General features: G+C 68.7%; 14 protein-coding genes. 7 read left to right on the top strand and 7 right to left on the bottom strand.

Annotation, left to right across the window (positions count from 1 at the left end):
- The first annotated feature begins 3 nt into the window (after positions 1 to 3).
- Together ACZLZY_RS22870 and ACZLZY_RS22865 are read left to right on the top strand one after the other, a co-directional pair.
- A complete protein-coding gene (locus ACZLZY_RS22870) occupies positions 4 to 4884 on the top strand; it encodes an NAD-glutamate dehydrogenase (RefSeq protein ID WP_472936371.1) in 4881 nt (1626 codons plus the stop codon).
- 333 nt (positions 4885 to 5217) lie between these two features.
- Positions 5218 to 6900 (top strand): heparinase II/III family protein, encoded by a 1683-nt coding sequence (locus ACZLZY_RS22865; protein WP_472936370.1) that lies wholly within the window; start codon positions 5218 to 5220, stop codon positions 6898 to 6900.
- A gap of 6 nt (positions 6901 to 6906) precedes the next feature.
- On the opposite strand, the gene ACZLZY_RS22860 is transcribed toward ACZLZY_RS22865, so the two are convergent.
- Positions 6907 to 7527: a TetR/AcrR family transcriptional regulator gene (locus ACZLZY_RS22860; protein ID WP_472936369.1), complete on the bottom strand. Its 621-nt coding sequence runs from the start codon at positions 7525 to 7527 to the stop codon at positions 6907 to 6909.
- Positions 7528 to 7694: 167 nt separating this feature from the next.
- Between ACZLZY_RS22860 and ACZLZY_RS22855 the strand changes: the two genes are divergently transcribed.
- The 3 genes from ACZLZY_RS22855 (at position 7695) to purH (ending at position 10302) form a co-directional block, all read left to right on the top strand.
- Positions 7695 to 8087 (top strand): RidA family protein, encoded by a 393-nt coding sequence (locus ACZLZY_RS22855; RefSeq protein WP_472936368.1) that lies wholly within the window; start codon positions 7695 to 7697, stop codon positions 8085 to 8087.
- Between the two features lie 57 nt (positions 8088 to 8144).
- Positions 8145 to 8315, top strand: a complete 171-nt coding sequence (locus ACZLZY_RS22850) for a hypothetical protein (protein WP_472936367.1) — start codon at positions 8145 to 8147, stop codon at positions 8313 to 8315.
- A gap of 322 nt (positions 8316 to 8637) precedes the next feature.
- On the top strand, positions 8638 to 10302 hold the full coding sequence (gene purH / locus ACZLZY_RS22845; RefSeq protein WP_472936366.1) for a bifunctional phosphoribosylaminoimidazolecarboxamide formyltransferase/IMP cyclohydrolase: 1665 nt from the start codon (positions 8638 to 8640) through the stop codon (positions 10300 to 10302).
- A gap of 168 nt (positions 10303 to 10470) precedes the next feature.
- Here the strand turns inward: purH and ACZLZY_RS22840 are convergent, their stop codons facing one another.
- From ACZLZY_RS22840 to ACZLZY_RS22830, 3 genes are all read right to left on the bottom strand, one after another.
- Positions 10471 to 12243 carry a methyl-accepting chemotaxis protein gene (locus ACZLZY_RS22840; protein WP_472936365.1) on the bottom strand — a complete coding sequence of 591 codons (1773 nt, stop codon included), beginning with the start codon at positions 12241 to 12243 and terminating at the stop codon, positions 10471 to 10473.
- A 559-nt stretch (positions 12244 to 12802) separates the two neighbouring features.
- Positions 12803 to 14743 (bottom strand): methyl-accepting chemotaxis protein, encoded by a 1941-nt coding sequence (locus ACZLZY_RS22835; RefSeq protein ID WP_472936364.1) that lies wholly within the window; start codon positions 14741 to 14743, stop codon positions 12803 to 12805.
- A gap of 171 nt (positions 14744 to 14914) precedes the next feature.
- Positions 14915 to 16327, bottom strand: a complete 1413-nt coding sequence (locus ACZLZY_RS22830) for an MFS transporter (RefSeq protein ID WP_472936363.1) — start codon at positions 16325 to 16327, stop codon at positions 14915 to 14917.
- A 335-nt stretch (positions 16328 to 16662) separates the two neighbouring features.
- Here ACZLZY_RS22830 and ACZLZY_RS22825 point away from each other — a divergent pair, with 335 nt between their 5' ends.
- The gene (locus ACZLZY_RS22825) at positions 16663 to 16794 is read left to right on the top strand and encodes a hypothetical protein (protein WP_472936362.1); all 132 of its coding nucleotides are present in this window, start codon (positions 16663 to 16665) and stop codon (positions 16792 to 16794) included.
- Positions 16795 to 17180: 386 nt separating this feature from the next.
- Here ACZLZY_RS22825 and ACZLZY_RS22820 read toward each other — a convergent pair whose 3' ends face one another.
- Positions 17181 to 18650: an RsmB/NOP family class I SAM-dependent RNA methyltransferase gene (locus tag ACZLZY_RS22820; protein ID WP_472936361.1), complete on the bottom strand. Its 1470-nt coding sequence runs from the start codon at positions 18648 to 18650 to the stop codon at positions 17181 to 17183.
- Positions 18641 to 19603: a zinc metalloprotease HtpX gene (gene htpX, locus ACZLZY_RS22815; protein ID WP_472936360.1), complete on the bottom strand. Its 963-nt coding sequence runs from the start codon at positions 19601 to 19603 to the stop codon at positions 18641 to 18643. Before htpX ends, ACZLZY_RS22820 begins: the two co-directional genes overlap by 10 nt.
- Before the next feature lie 243 nt (positions 19604 to 19846).
- Here htpX and ACZLZY_RS22810 point away from each other — a divergent pair, with 243 nt between their 5' ends.
- Complete coding sequence (locus tag ACZLZY_RS22810; protein ID WP_472936359.1) at positions 19847 to 20074, top strand: DUF1674 domain-containing protein; 228 nt, start codon at positions 19847 to 19849, stop codon at positions 20072 to 20074.
- A 556-nt stretch (positions 20075 to 20630) separates the two neighbouring features.
- On the opposite strand, the gene ACZLZY_RS22805 is transcribed toward ACZLZY_RS22810, so the two are convergent.
- The gene (locus tag ACZLZY_RS22805; protein ID WP_472936358.1) at positions 20631 to 21128 is read right to left on the bottom strand and encodes a CAP domain-containing protein; all 498 of its coding nucleotides are present in this window, start codon (positions 21126 to 21128) and stop codon (positions 20631 to 20633) included.
- Positions 21129 to 21188 lie beyond the last annotated feature (60 nt).

Genomic DNA, 21188 nt, shown 5'->3' with positions numbered 1-21188 from the left:
ACCATGGGCCAGGCGAAGGCGAACATTCTGACGGGAATCCTTGGCGTCCTCGCCGGCGGCAGCCCGGCGGCGAGCCTTGCACCGCTGCTGTTCGCACGCCCGCCGGCCGAGGATCTCGCGGTGTTCTCGCCGAAGACGCTGGCGCTGGCGGCCGAACGCGCTGCGGTGGCGCTCGATGCGCACCGCCCGGCGATGCCGGTGGTCACCATCGAGCCGCTGCACGGCCTTGGGGCGATGGACCTCATCACCGTCGTCAACGACGACATGCCCTTCCTGTTCGACTCGGTGATGGCCGAGATCGCCGAGCGCGCGCCGGAAATCCTCTACATCTCGCACCCGATCCTCGACATCGTCCGCGACGGGGAGGGCCGTATCTCGGGCTTCACCGCCACCCGACCGGGGCCGGGATCGGGGGTAGAGAAGGCGGAGCGGGTCAGCCTGATCCAGGTGGCGATCGAGCGCGGCCCGCACAGCAATGCCGACCTCATCGCCGCGATCCTCAAAATCCTGCGCCAGGTCGGGCTTGCGGTCGGCGACTTCAAGGCGATGCGCGCCCGCGTCGGCACCGCCAAGCTTGCGCTGGAAGCGCGCGCCGCCATGCTCGACGGCACCGAGGCGGTGCGTGTCGTGGAGGCGGCGAAGCTCTTGGACTGGCTGCTCGCCGACAACTTCATCTTCCTCGGCGCGCGCGAGTTCGTCTATGTCGGCGCCGAGAACGAGGAGGCGCTGGAGCGCAGCGACGAGCCGGCGCTCGGCATCCTTGCGGACCCCGATGTGCGCGTGCTTGGCCGAGCCGGCCAGCCGCAGACGGTGACGCCGGAAATCCGCGCCTTCCTGCAGGCGCCGAACCCGCTGATCGTCACCAAGGCGAACAGCCGCACCACGGTGCACCGCCGCGCCTACATGGACTATATCGGCGTCAAGCAGTACGACGCCGCCGGAAACTTTGCCGGCGAGCTGCGCATCGTCGGCCTGTTCACCTCCACCGCCTACACCCGCTCGATCCTGACCATTCCCTATCTCCGGCTGAAGGCCGAGACGGTAATCCAGCGCTTCGACCTCGCGGCCGGCTCGCACAGCGCCAAGGCGCTGCTGAACGTGCTCGAGGCCTATCCGCGCGACGAGGTGTTCCAGATCGACGTCGACAGCCTCGAGCGGTTTGCCGGCACGGTGCTGGAGCTCGGCGAGCGGCCGCGCGTGCGCGTGCTGCCGCGCATCGACCGGTTCGACCGCTTCGTCTCGATCCTCGTCTTCGTGCCGCGCGACCGCTATGATTCCCGCCTCGGCGAGAGGATCGGCCATCTCCTCGCCGAAGCCTATGACGGCCATGTCTCGGCGGTCTATCCGGGCTTCCCGGAAGGATCGCTCGCCCGCATCCATTTCATCATCGGCCGCAAGTCGGGCCAGACGCCGGTGGTCGACGCCACCCGGCTCGAGGCCGAGATCGCCGAGATGGCGAAGGCCTGGGAGGACGGTTTCGTCCGGGCGGTACAGGATGCCGGCGGGACCGCCGATCTGATCCGCTTCGCCCCCGGCCTGCCCGAGAGCTATCGCGACGCGGTGGCGCCCGCCGAGGCGGTGACCGACACCCGCCGGATGGCGCGGCTCGGCACCGGCGACGCCCTCGCGATCGACTTCTACCGCCGCCCGGGCGATCCCCGCACGCTGTTGCGGCTGAAGATCTACCATCTCGGCAGCGCCGTGCCGCTGTCGACGCGGGTGCCGATCCTCGAGAACATGGGCTTTGGCGTCGTCTCCGAGCGGACCTTCGAGATCCTGCGGCCGGACGGCGCTTCGGTGCACCTGCACGACATGGACCTGGTGCGCCAGAGCGGTGGCGACATCGCGCTGGATGACGAGGGCGACGCGCTGCAGCAGACCTTTGCCGCCGTCTCGGCCGGGCAGATCGAGAACGATCCGCTGAACGCGCTGGTGCTGGAGGCCGGCCTTGCCTACCGCCAGGCGAACGTCCTGCGCGCCTATTCGCGCTATCTCAGACAGGCCGGCATCGCCTTCGGCCAGGACTTCATCGCCGCGACGCTCCTGCGCCATCCCGGCATCGCCAGCCTGCTCTGGCAGCTGTTCGATGCCGCCTTCGACCCGGCGCGGCCGATCCCCGCTGCCGAGACGCCGGTGGAAGCGGGTGAGGGGGCCCCGGCCGAACCCGAGGACCGGCTGAAGCAGCTGGCCGCCACGCGTGGGACGCTGCCCACCTACACCGCCATCACCGCCGCGCTCGACGCGGTGGAGAGCCTCGACGACGACCGCATCCTCCGGCGCTTCCTGTCGACCATTCTCGCGACGCTGCGCACCAATTTCTACGCCGTCGACGGCACCTCGGCCGAGGAGGGCTCGAAGCCCGGCCATGTCCAGCCGGCGCTCGCCTTCAAGCTCGACTCGCACCTCGTCGAGGGCCTGCCGGCGCCGGTCCCGTTCCGCGAGATCTTCGTCTTCGACGCCCGCGTCGAGGGCGTGCACCTGCGCTTCGGCCGGGTGGCGCGCGGCGGCTTGCGCTGGTCCGACCGAAGCCAGGACTACCGCACCGAGGTGCTCGGCCTCGTCAAGGCGCAGCAGGTGAAGAACGCGGTGATCGTGCCGGTCGGCGCCAAGGGCGGCTTCTTCCCGAAACGCCTCGGCGATCCGGCGAACCGCGACAGCTGGTTCGAGGCCGGCCGCTCGGCCTATGTCGTGTTCATCGCCTCGCTCCTGTCTGTCACCGACAACATCGACGGCGCTGATATCGTGACCCCAGACCGGGTAAAGCGCTTCGACGCCGAGGACCCGTATTTCGTCGTCGCCGCCGACAAGGGCACCGCGACCTTCTCCGACACCGCCAATGCGATCGCGCAGTCGAACGGCTTCTGGCTCGACGATGCCTTCGCCTCGGGCGGCTCGGTCGGCTACGACCACAAGGCGATGGGCATCACGGCGCGCGGCGCCTGGGAGACGGTGAAGCGGCATTTCCGCGAGATGGACCGCGACATCCAGACGACGCCGTTCACCGTCGTCGGCTGCGGCGACATGTCGGGCGACGTCTTCGGCAACGGCATGCTGCTCTCGCCCGAAACCCGGCTCGTCGCCGCCTTCGACCACCGCGACATCTTTATCGATCCCTCGCCGGATGCAGCGACGACGCTCGCCGAACGCCGGCGGCTGTTCGCCTTGCCGCGCTCGTCCTGGGCAGATTTCGACAAGACGCTGATCTCAGCCGGCGGCGGCGTCTTCTCGCGGCGCGAGAAACTGATCCGGCTGTCAAAGGAGGCCGCTGCGGCGATCGGCTGGGACCGGACGTCCGGCACGCCCGCGGAAATCATCACCGCGATCCTCAAGGCGCCGGCGGATCTCCTCTGGTTCGGCGGCATCGGCACCTATATCCGCGCGACCGCCGAGACCAATGCCGATGTCGGCGATCGCGCCAATGACGCGGTGCGCATCACCGGCGCGCAGGTGCGGGCGAAGGTGGTGGGCGAGGGCGCCAATCTCGGCGTCACCCAGCGCGGCCGCATCGAGTTCGCGCGGGCCGGCGGGCGGATCAACACCGACGCGATCGACAACTCGGCCGGCGTCAACACGTCCGACGTCGAGGTGAACATCAAGATCGCGCTGAAGAGCGCCATGGCCGAGGGTCGGCTGACGCGCGAGGCGCGCAACGTGCTGCTGGCGTCGATGACGGCGGAGGTCGCCGAGCTCGTGCTCAACAACAATTACGAGCAGTCGCTGGCGCTGTCGCTGGAGCAGCGCCGCGGCGTCTCGGCACTGCCGCTGCAGTCGCGCTTCATGACCGTGCTCGAAGAGGCTGGCCTGCTTAGCCGCGAGGTCGAGACGCTGCCGACCGAAGCGGGGCTCGCGGATCTGCGTGCTTCCGGCAGCGGGCTGACCCGGCCCGAGATTGCGGTTCTCGTCGCCTATTCCAAGATCGTCCTCTTCGACCAGCTGATCGCCAGCGACCTGCCGGACGATCCCTATCTCAGGGAGCGGCTGTTCGGGTACTTCCCGGCGCCGATGCGGGGCGGTCATGCCGCCGACATCGAAGGCCACCGGCTGGCGCGCGAGATCGTCGCGACGATCCTCGCCAATGCCGCGATCAACCGGCTCGGGCCGACCTATGTGACGGCGGTGCGCGAGGCGACGGGCGCGTCACCGGCCGAGATCGTCGCGGCCTTCGTCGCGGCGCATGACGGGCTCGGTGCCGATGCGCTCTACACCCGCATCGACACGCTGGACGGGCAGATCCACGGCGAGACACAGAATGCGCTCTACGAGGCCGTCGGCCAGTTCCTGCAGGCGACAACGCGCTGGTATGTGCAGAACGGCGCGGCCGGCCGCGGCCTGACCGCGGCGGTCGAGGGAATCCGCGACACGGTGGCGATGCTGCGGCCGAAACTTCTTGGCCTTGCCAGTGAGCGGGCGCGCGAGATCGCCACTGAGCGGCAGTCCAAATGGACCGAGGCGGCGGTGCCGGAGGCGCTGGCCGCCGACGTCACCTTGCTGCCGTTGGTGGCCTTGGTGCCGGACATCGCCGATGTTTCACGTGAAACATCGACGCCGCTGGAATCCGCCGTCGCCAGCTATTTCGGCATTACCCGGCTGTTCGAGATCGGCCGGCTCGAGATGGCGCTGCACCGGCTGGAGCCGACGGACTATTACGAGATCCTGGCACTGGAACGCGCCGGCAGCCAGATCGCCGGCGCCAGGCGGCGTCTCACCACACGGGCACTGGCCGATTTCGGCGCGGCCGAGGATCCCGTTGCCGCCTGGGCCGAGAGCCGCCAGGCGGTGGTCTCGCGCATCGTCGCGCAGATCTCGGCGCTCGCCGGCAGCGGCGACACATCGGTCGCCCGCCTGACCGTGGCGGCAGGGCTGCTGTCGGACCTCCAGGGCTAGGTCCGACGGCCAAAGCCGACGCGGCAGTAAGACACAGGACGACAGGGCGACATTCGTCGTCGGTCGGCCGCCGTCGCGGATGAGAGACGGTATCGCCGTCTGGTTCACAGGTATTTTGGGCCCTCAGAAAGAGGCAGTGCGCCGGCTTACCAGCGCCTTTGAAAGGCCGGCTGGCCGGCGCGCGATGCCGCTTTGCGCGGGGCATCCGAACGGTCAGGAACCCGATCTTATCATTGCGTTTACCTTGATCTGCGAAAGGTCTTCATGGTGGATGCAGCCGTGTTCGCCCGCAGCTCGCCTGCGTACGGGAACCGGCACGGGCAGGATTCGGGAGTGGCAGCGGAATTGGCGGATCGACCGCGCCTAGCGGCATTGATGATCTCGGAAGCCTGGCGGCGGGTCCGTCGGCGGCTGCGCATCGGGCCCTTGCACCGCTGGCGGTTCGCCGGCAGCGCGCCCGATCGCCTGCTGGTCACCCCGCCCGAACTGCGCCGCGGCGACCCGATCATCGCGGCCGACATCTATGCCGGCAAGTTTTACCTCGCCGGACAGCTGGTTGAGATCGACACCGGCTCGCCCTTCCAGGTGACGCCGCCCTCGCGCGGCTGGGCGGCCGAGCTGCATTCCTTCGGCTGGCTGCGCCATCTCAGCGAGGCCGGCGACGCGCTGGCCGCTGCCAACGCCCGCGCCCTCATCGCCGACTGGCAGCGCGAGACCGGCTTTTCACTGGGACCGCGCACGCACGAGGTCGACGTGACCGCCCGGCGGGTGATCGCCTGGCTGACGCATTCCAACCTGATCCTCGTCGATGCCGACTTTGCCTTCTACCGCAAGTTCCTGCGCAGCCTGTCGCGCGAGATGCGCTATCTCCGCTCGATCGCCGCCGAGGCGCCGGACGGCCTGCCGCGGCTCCGGGCGCGCATTGCGCTGGCCTTCCTGTCGCTCTGCATGCCGACCGGCGGCGGGCACATGCGGGTCGCCGCGCGCAACCTGTCCGACGAGCTCGACCGGCAGATCTTTGCCGATGGCGGCCATGTCTCGCGCAACCCGGCGGCCAATATCGAGATCCTCGCCGAGCTCCTGCCGCTGCGCCAGACTTTCGCCGAGCAGAACCAGCCGGTGCCGAAGGGCCTGATCCGCGCCATCGACCGCATGCTGCCGGCGCTGCGCTTCTTCCGCCATGCCGATGGCGCGGTGGCCCTGTTCAACGGTGCCGGCGTGTCCGAGGGCCAGCTGATCACCGCGCTGCTGCGCCATGACGAGACGCTCGGCGATCCGATCAGCCATGCCCGCCAGTCCGGCTACCAGCGGCTGTCGGCCGCCGGCACGGTGCTGATCGCCGATACCGGCCTGCCTCCGGCCTCCAACCTTTCCGGCGAGGCGCATGCCGGCACGCTCGCCTTCGAGTTCTCCTCCGGATCGAGCCGCCTGGTGGTGAACTGCGGCGCGCCGGCGCGGCAGGACGAGGACTGGCGCCGGCTCGCCCGCACCACCGCGGCGCATTCGACGCTGACGGTCGCCGACCATTCCTCCGCGCGGTTCTCGCAATCGGGCCTCGTCGAGCGGTTTCTCGGCGCGCCGCTGATCGCCGGGCCGACACGGGTGCCGACGACGCGCGAGGACAGCGATGCCGGCCAGCGCTTCACCGCCGCGCATGACGGCTACCGCCAGCGCTACGGCCTCGTGCACGAGCGGTCGCTGTTCCTGTCCCGCGACGGGCGGGCGATCGAGGGCACCGACCGGCTGTTTGCGGCGAGCGCCAAGTCGCCGCGGCCGCGCATGCCGGCAGCGATCCGCTTCCACCTCCACCCCGGCGTATCCGCCGAGCGCACGGCGGACGGCGTGATCCTCACCGCGCGCAAGGAGGTCTGGCAGTTCCACTGCGATGCCGACGTCGAGCTCGAGGACAGCATCTTTTTCGCCGACAGCGCCGGCGCCCGCCGCACGACGCAGATCGTCGTGACCTTCGACCCGGCGTCGCGCACGGACATCGCCTGGCGCTTCGTCAAGCGGTAGGCGGGATCAGGTGGGGCCGGTCAAACCGGACCCGCGGCCGTCCACCAGAAGCCCTGCCGCCATCAGGCAAAACACCTCGACGGCGACTGGCAGCACGGCGCTCGGCGTCTCGCTCGCGGCCACCCACAGGGCCGCGTTCATCGCCGCGCCGCTGAGGAGCCTGGCGGCCGCCTCGGTATCGACCGGCCTGACGATCCCGTCCGCGATCAGCCCGGCCACGGCCTCCCGCGTCAGGGCAAGGCAGGCGTTCTGGCTTGGCCATTGCGAGGGATCGCCGAGGAAGGCGGGCCCGTCGAGCAGCACGATGCGGCGAACCTCGGGATCAAGCGCCATTTCGATATAGGCCGATCCTTCCGCCAGAAGGCCTTCCCAGGCGGTCGGTGCTGCCGCCGCGGCCTTGTGGGCCGCTGCTGCCATCTCGCCGTCGATGGCGGCGACCACGGCGGCCAGCAGCCCCTTCTTGTCGCCGAAGTTGTGGTAGAGCGCCCCGCGCGTCAGCCCGGCAGCGGCGGTCAGCTCGTCCATCGACGCCGCGGCAAAACCCTTTTCAGCAAAGGCGAGGCGCGCCGCCGCCAGCAGCCTGGCGCGGTTTTCCTCCATGGTTTCGAGACGGCGCCTGGGCGGCATGATGAGCCTTCCTTTGAGATACGCAGTGCATAGAATTTGACATACGAGGCGTATGCCGTGTAACTCGGATACGCGTCGTATATCAGACATCGGCGCATTCTTGTAGCTTCCCGGCCTTCCCATCGCTTCTGGCTGAGGTGACCGCCGGCCTGACATCGGACCCTGCCATGATCCCGCGCGACACCATTTTTCCCGCCGACCGCCATGCTCTCTACGAACAGCACGGCTATTCCGCCGCCATCCGGTCGGGCGACCTGCTCTTCGTCTCCGGCCAGGTCGGCAGCCGCAGCGACGGCACGCCGGAGCCGGACTTCGAGCGCCAGGTCCGTATCGCCTTCGACAATCTCGCAGCGGTCCTGGCCGCGGCTGGCTGCAGCATGGCGGACCTTGTCGACGTGACGACGTTCCACACCGATCCCGAGCGCCAGTTCCCCGCGGTCATGGCGGTGAAGGGGGAGGTCTTCCCGGCTGCCCCTTATCCGAACTGGACCGCCGTCGGGGTCACCTGGCTCGCTGGTTTTGACTTCGAGATCAAGGTGATCGCCCGCATTCCGGGGTGAGGGCGCCAGCGCCCGCTCCGGCCTGACAAACGCCGAAAGCCCGGCTACACTCCGGCCATGGCCAAGCTCACTCTCCTCTGCCTCGCCCTTCTCCTCGCCGGCTGCGGCGGCATGAACCGCGCGGTCGGCGTCCTGCCGAACACCTTCGACGACCTCGCCGCCAAGCGTGCCGCCGCCCGGGGCGAGACCCCGCCGGCGCCGGCGCCGGGCGTGCCGCCGGCGGGCTGAGGCGGGCGCGGCTCTTCCACGTTTGATGCGATGTCCTGATAGGAAAGCGCCGCCCCTCATCCCGCTGCCGCGACCTTCTCCCCGGAGGGGGAGAAGAAGGCAGCGGTGACGTGGTGCAAGCTGAAAGCACGGCTTCTTCGCCCCTCCGGGGAGAAGTGGCCGGCAGGCCGATGAGGGGGCGCCCACGGCGGGAAGGACGCCGGCGCAGCCCGCCAGACCGCGCGCGCACGATGTTGCGGCGTTGTCACCGCAGGCTGCGGGCGGTATCAGGGCGGCAACAGCGGGGCCGGTCCCGCACGCCTCTCCTGAAGGATCCGCTCCCATGGCCGTCACCGCCAACGCCTATCCCGCGCCCGACCGCCTGCCGCTGAAGCGGGCGCTGCTGTCGGTGTCCGACAAGACCGGCCTTGCCGAGTTCGCCCGCGCGCTGGCGGCGGCGGGCGTCGAGCTGGTCTCGACCGGCGGCACGCGCAAGGCGCTGGAGGGCGAGGGGCTTGCGGTGCGCGACGTCGCCGAGCTCACCGGCTTTCCCGAGATCATGGACGGGCGGGTGAAGACGCTGCATCCGGGCGTCCATGGCGGACTTTTGGCGGTGCGCGCCGATCCCGCCCATGCCGAGGCCATGGCGGCGCACGGCATTGTCGGGATCGACCTCCTGGTGGTCAACCTCTACCCCTTCGAGGCGACGGTGAAGGCCGGCGCCGACTATGCCGCGGCGGTCGAGAACATCGACATCGGCGGGCCCGCGATGATCCGGGCGGCGGCTAAGAACCACGCCTATCTCACCGTCGCGACCGACCCCGCCGACTATGCGGCGATCCTCGAGGCGTTGACGGAGGGCGCGGGCGAGACGCCGTTCGCGCTGCGCCAGCGACTGGCGGCGAAGGCCTTTGCCCGGACCGCCGCCTATGACAGCGCGATCTCGTCTTGGTTCGCTGAAACGCTGAAGGATGCCGCGCCCCGCCAGGCGAGCTTTGCCGGAACGCTCGCCCAGACGCTGCGCTACGGCGAGAACCCGCACCAGACGGCGGCCTTCTACCGCAATGGCGACGAGCGGCCGGGCGTTGCCACCGCCCGCCAGCTGCAGGGCAAGGAGCTTTCCTACAACAACCTCAACGACACCGACGCCGCCTTCGAGCTGGTCGCCGAGTTCGACCCGGCGCGCACCGCGGCGGTCGCCATCATCAAGCACGCCAATCCTTGCGGCGTGGCGGAAGGCGCGAGCCTTGCCGAGGCCTATGGCGCGGCGCTCGCCTGCGATCCCGTCTCGGCCTTCGGCGGCATCGTCGCGATGAATCGCACGCTCGACGCCGAGGCGGCGCGGGCGATCGTCGAGGTGTTCACCGAGGTGATCATCGCGCCCGATGCCGACGAGGCCGCCATCGCCATCGTCGCGGGCAAGAAGAACCTGCGCCTTCTCCTCACCGGCGGCCTGCCCGATCCCCGCGCCCGCGGCACGATGGTGAAGTCGGTCGCCGGCGGCCTTCTGGTGCAGTCGCGCGACAATGGCGTGATCGACGACATCGAGCTTAAGGTGGTCACCAAGCGGGCGCCGAGCGAGGCGGAGATGGCGGACCTGAAATTCGCCTTCCGCATTGCCAAGCACGTGAAGTCGAACGCCATCGTCTATGCCAAGAACCTTGCCGCCGTCGGCATCGGTGCCGGGCAGATGAGCCGCATCGATTCCTCGCGCATCGCCGCCCGCAAGGCCGAGGACGCGGCGAAGGCGCTGTTGACCGAGCGCAGCGGCGCCGAGCAGGTGGCGGGCCTTGCCGCCGGCCATGCCATCGTGCCGCTGACGCACGGTTCGGTCGTCGCCTCCGACGCCTTCTTCCCCTTCGCCGACGGCCTGATCTCGGCGATCGAGGCGGGCGCCACCGCGGTGATCCAGCCCGGCGGCTCCATGCGCGACGCCGAGGTGATCGCGGCGGCCGACGCGCACGGGATCGCCATGGTGTTCACCGGCATGCGCCACTTCCGGCACTGAGCGCGCCGCTCTGCTGAGGGTCGCCCGGTCCGGCCGACGGATCCCGCGAAGGCTGGCGACGTCTCTAACGTTCTGACGAAAACGGCTGCGGCGCCCTCCATAATGGGGACGCCGCAGCCGTCTGTTGTTTGGGGACCGGTTTTACCGCCGGTCCGGGTTCACTGGGGATCAGAATTCCTCCCAGCTGTCCTCCTTCGAAGCAGCCGACGGGGCCGCGCCGCCTGTACCGGTATGGCGCATCTGCGGGATGGCGGCCTGGCTTGGCGAGGGGCGCCGGACGGGCGCGGCAACAGGACGGGGGCGCTGTGCGGCTTTTGGCGCCGGGGCGGCGGTCCGCTGGGTGTTGGTGCGGAAGCGGTCCATCAGCGTTGCCAACTGCTCGGTCTCGCCAAGGAGGGTCTGCGCGGCGGCGGTGGTCTCCTCGACCATGGCGGCGTTCTGCTGGGTGACCTTGTCCATCTGGTCGGCGGCGATCGCGACTTCCTTGAGGCTCGTCGCTTGCTCGCGCGCCGAGCCGGCGATGCCCGTGACGGTCGTGGACATCTCGCCGACGGTCGAGACGATCTCCTCCAGCGCGCGGCCCGACGCGGTGACGAGGTTGACGCCGCGCTCGACCTGGGTCGACGAGGTCGAGATCAGGTCCTTGATCTCCTTGGCGGCTTCCGCCGAGCGCTGGGCGAGCCCGCGCACTTCCTGGGCGACGACCGCAAAGCCGCGGCCGGCCTCGCCCGCCCGTGCCGCCTCGACGCCGGCGTTGAGCGCGAGGAGGTTGGTCTGGAAGGCGATCTCGTCGATGACGCCGATGATCTTGCCGATGGCATCCGAGGACTGCTCGATCTGGCTCATCGCCTCGACCGCCTGGGCGACGATGACGCCGCCCTTTTCGGCATTGGTGAGGGCGGTGGTCGCCGAGGTCTGGGCGGTGCCGGCCTCACTCGCCGTACCGGTGACGGCGCGCATGACTTCCGAGAGCGCCGCGACGGTCTCCTCGAGGCTGGCGGCTTGCTGCTCGGTGCGCTGGGAGAGATCGCCGGCGGCAACCGTGATCTCGTTGAGGCCGACGCGCATCGAGCCGACCGCGTCGACGACGGAGCCGAGCGTCTCTTCAAGCGCCGTCACGCTGTCGTTGAACTTCTGGCGGATCGGCTCGAACTCCGGCGCGACGGCCCGGTCCATGCGGACCGTGAGGTTGCCAGCCGAGAGTTCGTCGAAGCCAGCCTCGACGGCGTGGACGAAGAGTTTCAGATCCTCGGCCTTCGCATTGTCGATCGCCGACTGGCGATCGCGCTGCGAGGCCTGCGCCTCGCGGGCAGCGGCCGCCTCGACCTCAAGACGCTTGTTCTCGTTGGCGGCCGCCTTGAACACCTGCACGGTCTTGGCCATCTGGCCGACCTCGTCGCGGCGGTCCTGTCCGGCGATCTCGACGTCGAGCTTGCCGCCGGCGAGTTCTTCCATGACGCCGCGCAGGCGGTTCAGCGGACCGGTGATCGTCTTGCCGGAGATGAGGATGGCTGCCACGAGGGCGATCAGGCCGGCCGCGGCGGTGCCGCCGAGGATCAGCATCGAGAAGGTTGCGGTCTGAGCCGACAGGGCGTCGCTCTCCCGCTCGACCTTCGCGCTCATCTCGTCGTTGAATCCGCGGAGGGCGTCTGCCAAGGCGTTAATCCGCGGATCTATCGTCGCCATCTCTGCCATCGCCCGGTTGGTATCGCCGCCAAGGTCGGCGGCCAGCACTTTTTCCATCGCCGTCTCGACGGCGGTGATCTCAGTCGAGAAACCATCGAGCGCGGGCGTGCTCGCGGGGATCAGCGTCCGCGTCGAGACCAAGAGGTCCTGAGCTGTCTTCAGCGCAGTACGGGCGGCGGCCATGGCGCCCTTGGCCTCCGGGCTCGCCACGTCGTAGGCGATCTCCTGATACAGGGCGTAGCCGACGCGGTTCATGTTAACGTTTGCGCGTGCAAGCAGAAGAGCAGCACGGCTCTCGTTCGCGAGAAGGTTTGAATAGTCTAGATCAGAGCCGTTGAGGGCACGCGAAGAGAAGAAGGCTACGAGCATGCCGACCATGCTGACCGCGACGACCAGGGTCGCAATTTTGCTTGCGATCTTGAGGTTTGAGAACAACGCCATACCAACAGAACTCCAACGGGTATCCAGACCCGGATAATGATATGCAGCTAACATTTAAGGTCTGTTGAAGTTCAGGCTATCTTGGTGGGAATCGTCCAGGATGCCGAATGCCCGTTTTCAGGGTGAACGAAGGCTTGCCAAGCGTCTGTCCCAACGCGTTTTTGGCGAGCGGCTCCGACAGCATCACCCACCCGGTGCACTGGAGAGCCTCGTCTGAAATCGTGCACACCCGGCGCTGTCGCGTAGGGCGGAGACACGCACCCGCCGCCTTTCTGCCTTCGCCAAAACGGCTGCGGCGCCCTCCGGGATGGGGGCGCCGCAGCCGTCTGTCGTTTGGGGACCGGCGCTGGCGCCGGTCCGGATTGGCTGGGGATCAGAACACCTCCCAGCTGTCCTCCTTCGAAGCGGCCGACGGTGCCGCGCCACCGGTGCCGGTGTGGCGCATCTGCGGAATGGCGGCCTGGCTCGGCGACGGGCGCCGGGCGGGCGCGGCGACTGGACGGGGGCGCTGGGCGGTCCGGGCAGCGGGCGCCGGGGCGGCGGAGCGCTGGGTGCTGGTGCGGAAGCGGTCCATCAGCGTTGCCAGCTGCTCGGTCTCGCCAAGGAGCGTCTGCGCGGCGGCGGTTGTCTCCTCGACCATCGCCGCGTTCTGCTGGGTGACCTTGTCCATCTGGTCGGCGGCGATCGCGACTTCCTTCAGGCTCGTCGCTTGCTCGCGGGCCGAGCCGGCAATGCCCGTCACGGTCGAGGACATCTCGCCGACGGTCGAGACGATCTCTTCCAGTGCCCGGCCGGAGGCGGTGACGAGGTTGACGCCGCGCTCGACCTGGGTGGACGAGGTCGAGATCAGGTCCTTGATCTCCTTGGCGGCCTCGGCAGAACGCTGGGCGAGCCCGCGCACTTCCTGGGCGACGACCGCAAAGCCGCGGCCGGCCTCGCCCGCCCGTGCCGCCTCGACGCCGGCATTCAGCGCGAGGAGGTTGGTCTGGAAGGCGATCTCGTCGATGACGCCGATGATCTTGCCGATGGCATCCGACGACTGCTCGATCTGGCTCATCGCCTCGACGGCCTGGGCGACGATGACGCCGCCCTTCTCGGCATTGGTAAGGGCGGTGGTCGCCGAGGTCTGGGCGGTGCCGGCCTCGCTCGCCGTACCGGTGACGGCGCGCATCACTTCCGAGAGCGCCGCGACGGTCTCTTCAAGGCTCGCCGCCTGCTGCTCGGTGCGCTGCGAGAGATCGCCGGCGGCGACCGTGATCTCGTTGAGGCCGACGCGCATCGAGCCGACGGCGTCGACGACGGAGCCGAGCGTCTCTTCCAGCGCGGTCACGCTGTCGTTGAACTTCTGGCGGATCGGCTCGAACTCCGGCGCGACGGCCTGGTCCATGCGGACGGTGAGGTTGCCGGCGGACAACTCGTCGAAGCCGGCCTCGACGGCATGGACGAAGAGTTTCAGATCCTCGGCCTTCGCATTGTCGATCGCAGACTGGCGATCACGCTGCGAGGCCTGCGCCTCGCGGGCGGCCGTCGCCTCGACTTCCAGGCGCTTGTTCTCGTTGGCGGCGTCCTTGAACACCTGCACCGCCTGCGCCATCGCGCCGACCTCGTCGCGGCGATCAAGCTCGGGGACGGTGATCGCGAGGTTGCCGCGGGCGAGGTCGCTCATCGCCGAGGTCATCGCGGCGATCGGACGGGCGACGGCCCGCGACAGCATCCAGCCCATGATCAGAGCGAGGCCGATCGCCATTGCGGCTCCGGCAGCCAGCACCGTGTAGGCCATCGTGAACGACTCCTGCGCCGATGCGCGGCGGATCACCAGAAGGTCGTTCTCCGCCTTTGTGATCTCCGCGATGATGGCCTCGACCTCCGCGGTTTTCTGAGCGGCCACACCGGTCTTCACGAGTTCGATCGCCCTGCCAAGGGTCGCGGGGTCGCCGGCAAGCTTGATCTGCAGGTCACCGATATTGTCCTCGTAGTCCTTGCCCTCGACGCGCAGGTTGGCGATCCGCTGCTGCTGCGCCGGGTTGTCGGCAGTGAGCGCCGCGACCTGGTCAAGCCGGTCATTGAACAGCGTCACCGCGTTCTGGTAAATCGGCTTGAACTTGTCGTCGCGGACGATGGTGTAGGCGCGAACCGTCGAAATTTGGTCTTTGAAGGCCCCGCGGGCCTCTTCAATCGTGGACAGGACCGTCGTTGTATGGACGTCCCATTTGTTCGCCTGCTGAATGCCGGCAATGTTCAACCAGACAACGGCAGCCATTGCCCCCAACGCCAGAAGGATCGGCGCGAAGGTAATGATAATCTTCTTATTCAAGCTGATATGACGGGAAAGCATGGTCGACCTATTGCCAGAGAATCCTAAGGGTAGGTGGCTATTATCCTAGGGAAGTTAAATAACTCTCCGACATCTCCGCCATCGATTCCTGCCGGCCGGTGATCGTCACTATGCTTTACGCTTGGTAATTCCACCCTTCATCTTGCGTTTCTACAGTTTGGCGGAGCGGGTCGTCGGTCCCGGCGTACGCCAGAGCAGCGCCAGCCCGATCGCAAAGAAGACGAGGAGCGCCGACATGCCGATGCGGGCGGCGTTTTCGGGTGCGGTCCATTCTGCGGCGAGCAGCGTCAGTCCGGCGACGGAAAGCGTGGCGAGGAACGACGTCGCGCGGCCCGTCAGGGAGTAGAGGCCGAAATAGCGCCCGGCCTCCTCGGGGCTGACGGACTGCGCGAGCCATGCCCGCGAAGAGGCCTGGACCGGGCCGAAGGCCAGCCCGATCAGCACGCCCCAGCCGAGATAGGCGTGCTCGGCGGGGCTGGCGAACAGCCCGGTGCCGCCGTCTGCCGACGGCCAGGCGAGAAGGCCGAACAGCCCCGAATCCCGTCCGGTCGAGACGATGCCGAGCGTCGCCAGCGTCAGGCAGAGCACCGAGATGACGATCACCCGTTTGGAGCCGAGCCGCGCCTCGAAGCGGCCGGCGGCGAGGCAGCCGAGAATGGCGGCGACGTTGAGGAGGATGCCGAAGAGGCCGGTCTCGGTGACCGACCAGCCGAACATGCCGGCGGCGAACGCCCCGCCGAGCACCAGGAGGGCGTTGACGCCGTCCTGGTAGGCCATCCGCGCGAGGAGGAAGCGGAACAGCGGCTGGCGCGTGCGCGCTTCGCGAAAGGTGCCGACGAGATCGCCGAGGGCCGCGCGGATGGCCGGGCCGATCGCCTCGCGCGCCGATGCGTCCGGGGTGAACAGGAACATCGGCAGGATGAAGACGAGATACCAGAGGCCGGCGAGCGGCGCCGTGGCGCGGGCGCCCTCGCCGAGCGCCGGGTCGAGGCCGAACAGCGGCGGGATGCCGGCAAGCGTCAGCCCGGTCTCGGGGCTGGCCGCGAGGAGCGCCAGCGTCAGCGCCAGAAACACCATGCCGCCGAGATAGCCGAGACCCCAGGCGACGTTGGAGACGCGGCCGATCGAGGCTGGCGGAACGAGGCGCGGGATCATCGCATCGTTGAAGACGATCGAGAACTCCGCCGCCACTTGCGCAAGGACCAGAAGTGCCAGCGCGGCGAGGAGGCTGGTGCCGGGCGCGGCCGTCCAGAGCGCCAGGAGGGCGAGGATCTTCACGAGGGCAAAGCCCGCGATCCAGGGTTTGCGCCGCCCGGCGCGGTCGGCGACGGCGCCGAGAAACGGCGAGAACAGCGCGACGAGCACCGCCGCAGCCGCTGCGGCAAGGCCCCAGGCCGCCTGTCCCGCCGCCGGATCGCGCGCCATCTCAGAGACGAGATAGGGGCCGAAGACGAAGGTGATGACGACGGTGAAGAAGGGCTGGGCGGCGACGTCGAACATCATCCAGCCCCAGATCGCCTTCTGCCGGAGCGGTGACGCGGGAAGGGTTAGTCTCGAAGGCATGGCGGTTCTCTTGCAGGTTGGCGTCGCGGCGGACCGGCGCGACCCTAGAGCATCCTGCGGTGCGGTGAACTCGGCTTCTGCCGAAATAAACGGCCGCCACGCTCCACGCTTCCGCCGCCTTGTCCGCGATCGATGCCGGGAGTCGGGCTAGGGCGCTTTGCCGGGTTTTCGGGCAAGGACGCAGACGCCACCGCTCGCGCAGGCCTCCTGCCGGGAAAGGCTGTCTTCGCAAGGTCCGCAGCCTGCGGCATTGCCTATACCGCCCGGCTGAAATCAATTCCGCTCGTCCGGCCAATGCTGTAGGCTCGGCCATCGACAACCAAGAGGAAACGGTCATGGCCAAAGGTCAGATGCGCAGCAACAAGGAAACCCGCAAGCCGAAGGCCGACAAGACCAAGGCAGCGGCGCCGATGACGGTACCCGGCAAGTTCGCGGCCCCGCAGAGCGGCACCGACAAGAAGAAGTAAGCCGGCTTATTCAGTGGTAAGTGGCCGTTCGGTACGGCTGCCAGAGGGCCTTCGCATCTCCGTTCGGGAGAGGCGGGGGCCTTTTTGGTTTTGGGGGCCGCCGCCGCAGCTTTCCAACCTTGAACTTGCGTTTTCCTGTCCGTCGGCACGACGCAACCTCCCAGCGGTCGTCATCCTCGCGCGCAGCGCGGGGACCCATGCCTATCCGCTTCCTTTACCGCCCCGGAGGAGGAGGAGGTCAACCGATGAAGTTGCCCTCTCCGCGACGGCATGGGTCCCCGCCTTCGGCGAGGATGACGAGCGTGAGAGCTCGGCGATATCTTCCAGAGGTTGCCCCTCCACCGAGCCCGCCCTCCGGGGTTTCAAGCCCATGCCACCAATTGGCATCAGGCCTTGCGCAGCCGCGCGGCGAAGAAGCCGTCGAGGCCGGAAAGCTTGGCGACCGGGTTGGGCAGCATGGCGGGCGTCGTGCGCAGCATGCCGCGGGCGTCGATCGCCGTTTCAAGACCCGGCATTTCGGCGGGGAGGATGGGGTCGACGGCAAAACCTGGCGTTTCCGCGAGGAAGGCGGCGACCACGTCCTCGCCTTCCGAGGGGTCGAGCGAGCAGTTGGAGAAGACCATGCGCCCGCCCGGCTTCAGGATCGCGGCGGCGGCGCGCAGGAGGCGGGCCTGGACGCCGGCGAGCTTCTCCACCTCGGCGGCGTCCTTGGTGTAGGCGACGTCGGGATGGCGGCGGATGGTGCCGGTGGACGAGCAAGGCGCGTCGACGAGGATGGCGTCAAAGGGCTCCGCAGGCTCATAGGCCGCGAGGTCGACCACTTCGGTCTCCGCCTCGAGGCCGAGGCGGAAGAGATTGTCCTTCAGCCGCTTCATCCGGTTGGCGTTGATGTCGAGTGCGGTGACCTTGGCCCCGGCCATGATCAGCTGCGCCGTCTTGCCGCCGGGGGCGGCGCAGACGTCGGCGACGCGGAGGCCGGTGAGGTCGCCAAGGAGTTTGGCGGGAAGCGCGGCGGCGGCGTCCTGCACCCACCATTCGCCGGTCTCGAAACCGGGCAGGCCGGTCACCGGGCCGTCGAAATCGCCGAGCCGGACGGTGCCGGTCGGGAGCGCCGTGCCGCCGAGCTTCTCGGCCCATTCGGCCGGATCGCCCTTGACGGTGAGGTCGAGCGGCGGCGGGGTGAGGTGGGAGAGGGCGATCGCCTGGGCGGTCTCCTTGCCATAGGCCTCGACAAGCCGCGCCATCAGCCAGTCCGGCATGTTCTCGCCGGGCTTCGAGACGACGGCCATCGCCTCCTTCTCGCGCGACAGGCGGCGCAATACGGCATTGACCATGCCGCCGAAACGCTGGCTGCGGGAATCGACGTTGGCGGCAGCGACCGCGAGATCGACGGCGGCCGAATCCGGCACGTCGAGGAAGAGGATCTGCGCGGCACCGACATGCAGGATGTGGCGCAGCGACGCCGCGTTCGGCGGCAGCGGCCGGTCGAGGCAGCGGTCGAGCGCCCGCTCGATGGTGCCGCGAAAGCGCAGCGCCGTGAGAATGATCGCCTTGACGAGGCCCTGGTCGCGGATCTCCAGCGCTCGGAAGCCGGGATGGCCGCCGCGCGGGTCCAGCACGCCGTCGGCCGAGGTCTTCTGGTCGACGATGGCCGAGAGGAGCTTGGCCGCCACCAGCCGCGCGCCGAGGCCCGGCCGGTCGCCGGCAGAATAGCCGTCGGGCGTGAAGCCGCCGCCGGGGCCGTTCGTCAGCGGCTTGACATAGGTGCTCGGGCCCTTGCCAGGCAAAGGCTTCTTGCGGGGGGCGGATCTGGTTGCGTCGAAATTGCCGCCGCGGCGCTGGCCGGTCAACCCCATGGCCCCTTGGCCTTGCCGGCATCCGGCGCGCGACGATCGGCACCGCGCGACCAGGGGCCGGGGGCGGCGCCGTCGGTGACGCGCTCGGCCCGGGCCGGCTGGCTGACGCGCGGGCCGGAGCCGATGTCGGTCATCGCCTGCAGCGCGGCGATGCGGTTGCCGGTGTCGGGGTGGGTCGAGAAAAGGCTATCCATGCGTTGGCCACTCAGAGGATTGATGATGAACATGTGCGCCATGGCCGGGCTGCGTTCCGCCCGCTCGTTGACGCTGTGATTACTGGCGATCTTCTGCAGCGCCGAGGCGAGCGACAGAGGCGAGCCAGAGATTTCCGCGCCGCGCCGGTCGGCGGCATATTCGCGGGTGCGCGAGATTGCCATCTGCACCAGCATGGCCGCGAACGGCGCGATGATCATGGCCGCGATGACGCCGATGAAGCCGAGCGGGTTGCGGTTGTCGTTGCCGCCGGAAAACATAGCGAAATTGCCGAGCATAGAGATCGCGCCGGCGAGCGTCGCGGTGATCGTCATGATCAGCGTGTCGCGGTTCTCGACATGGGCGAGTTCGTGCGCCATCACGCCGGCGACTTCGTCCTGGCTGAGGCGGCGCAAAAGGCCCGTCGTCGCGGCGACCGCGGCGTTCTGCGGGTTGCGGCCGGTGGCGAAGGCGTTCGGCTGGTCCTCGTCGATGAGGTAGACCTTCGGCATCGGCAGGCCGGCATTGGCGGCGAGCCGCTCCACCAGATGGTAGAATTCCGGCGCCGTGCGGGCGTCAACCTCCTGCGCATTGTTCATGCGCAGCACCATCTTGTCGGCGTTCCAGTAGGACCAGAGGTTCATCACCACGGCGACGCCCAGCGCAATGAGCATGCCACCCTTGCCGCCGAGGAGGAGGCCGATGCCTATGAACAGGGCGGTCATGAAGGCGATCAGCATCGCCGTCTTCATCGTGTTCATGGGTTCTCTCGTGCTCCTCGCATCCCGCCGCCCATCGCAGCTGTCCCCTGCGACGTGGGGATGATCGGCGTTTCGTTCAATCTTCCAGCCTTGCGCGGCGGCAGGCGGCAGTCAGCGGCCACCGGGGTTGGCCGGGCCGATTGCCGAGCGGGCCTGCCAATCGCCGGAAAAATCGCTACATCACCGGCCATAGCACATCGTGCGGGCCGCCGCCCGGCCGATCTGCCCTTTGCGAGACGATCCATGTCCAACGAAATTGCCGAGCCCGCTGCCGTGGTGGCACCCACGGAAACCGAGACGCCCTCCGCCCGCCCGCTGACGCCCGCCGCTGAACGCGCGCTGGCCGAGGCCGAGGCGCGCCGCCGGGCGGCCGAGGCTGCGGCCCTGCCGCCGGAACAAGGCGGCCGCGGCGGGCCGGAACCGGTCCGCTACGGCGACTGGGAAAAGAACGGCATCATCTCGGATTTTTGAGGCGGGCGTAAAATCGAGGGCATCCTGCGCCGGGCAGGGAGGGGAGCTATCTTCCCCCGTCGGCGCATTCTGCTTGCTCACTCAGGTATCAGCGGGAACACACAACGACGTCTCAGCGGCGAAGACCTCAATCATGATCGATGTCGTCAGACGAAGCGCAGGCTGAAACTTTAGCGGCCGCTTCGCGCGGGTTAAAATCATTGGCGAGGAGCCCTTCAAGGTCAGGCGCAGGCCTTGCAGTAATGCGTGTCGGCGCGTCTTTCCGGTACCGCCGCTCCCCTCATCGGCCTGCCGGCCACTTCTCACCGGAGGGGCGAAGAACGCGGTGCCTTTTAGGCCGCATCACGCTGACGCTGCTTTCTTCTCCCCTGTGGGGAGAAGGTCGCGGCAACGGGATGAGGGTTGCGCCGTCCTTGCAGGATAACGGGACAGCGCGTTCTCCCGCCGTCCGCGCTTTTCCTTATCGCCCGACGCTCTGTTTCCTAAGGGGCTAAGAAGGCCGGCGTCGCTGTCGCCGTTCCGCCATCAGAGTTTTCCGGCCCGAGGCTCGGCGACGCTAGCGGCCGGCGGCGCTCGGGGCGGCGAAGACCTGGGTCCAGTAGGTGCGGCCGTTGGCGGTGCGGGCGCCGGCGAAGCCGATCTCGGTCATTGCGGGGTTGAGGAGGTTGGCGCGGTGGTGCGGCGAGGCGATCCAGCCGGCCATGGCGCGGGGATAGTCCGCGTAGATCTTGCCGATGTTCTCGGCGATCGTCGACCAGCGATAGCCCTCGGCCTCGATCCGGCTGTCCAACCGGCCGCTTACCGCGTGGTCCATGGTGTCGCGTGCCGCCATCGCCGCCGACTGGCGGGCGGCCACGCGCATCAGCCGCTCGTCGGTCTTCAGCGCCGCGAGCTTATGCTCGGCGCGGAAAGCGTTGACCGAGGCCAGCGCGGCTTTGCTGTCGATGGCGATCGCGGTGGTCGGGCCGGCGGGCGGACGGCTGGCGCAGGCACTGAGCGCGAGGAGAAGCGCTGCGGCGAGGCCGAGACCGAGAGAGCGGGAGAGAACAGGCACGTCGGGAGACTCCGGGGGAGGACGGGAGGCCGCTTGCTGGCACACCGCGGCGGAAGTTTG

The sequence above is a fragment of the Mesocryomonas lacus genome (assembly GCF_055730135.2).
The sequence above is the reverse complement of the archived record's forward strand: the minus strand, read 5'-3'. Positions and strand labels throughout refer to the sequence as shown.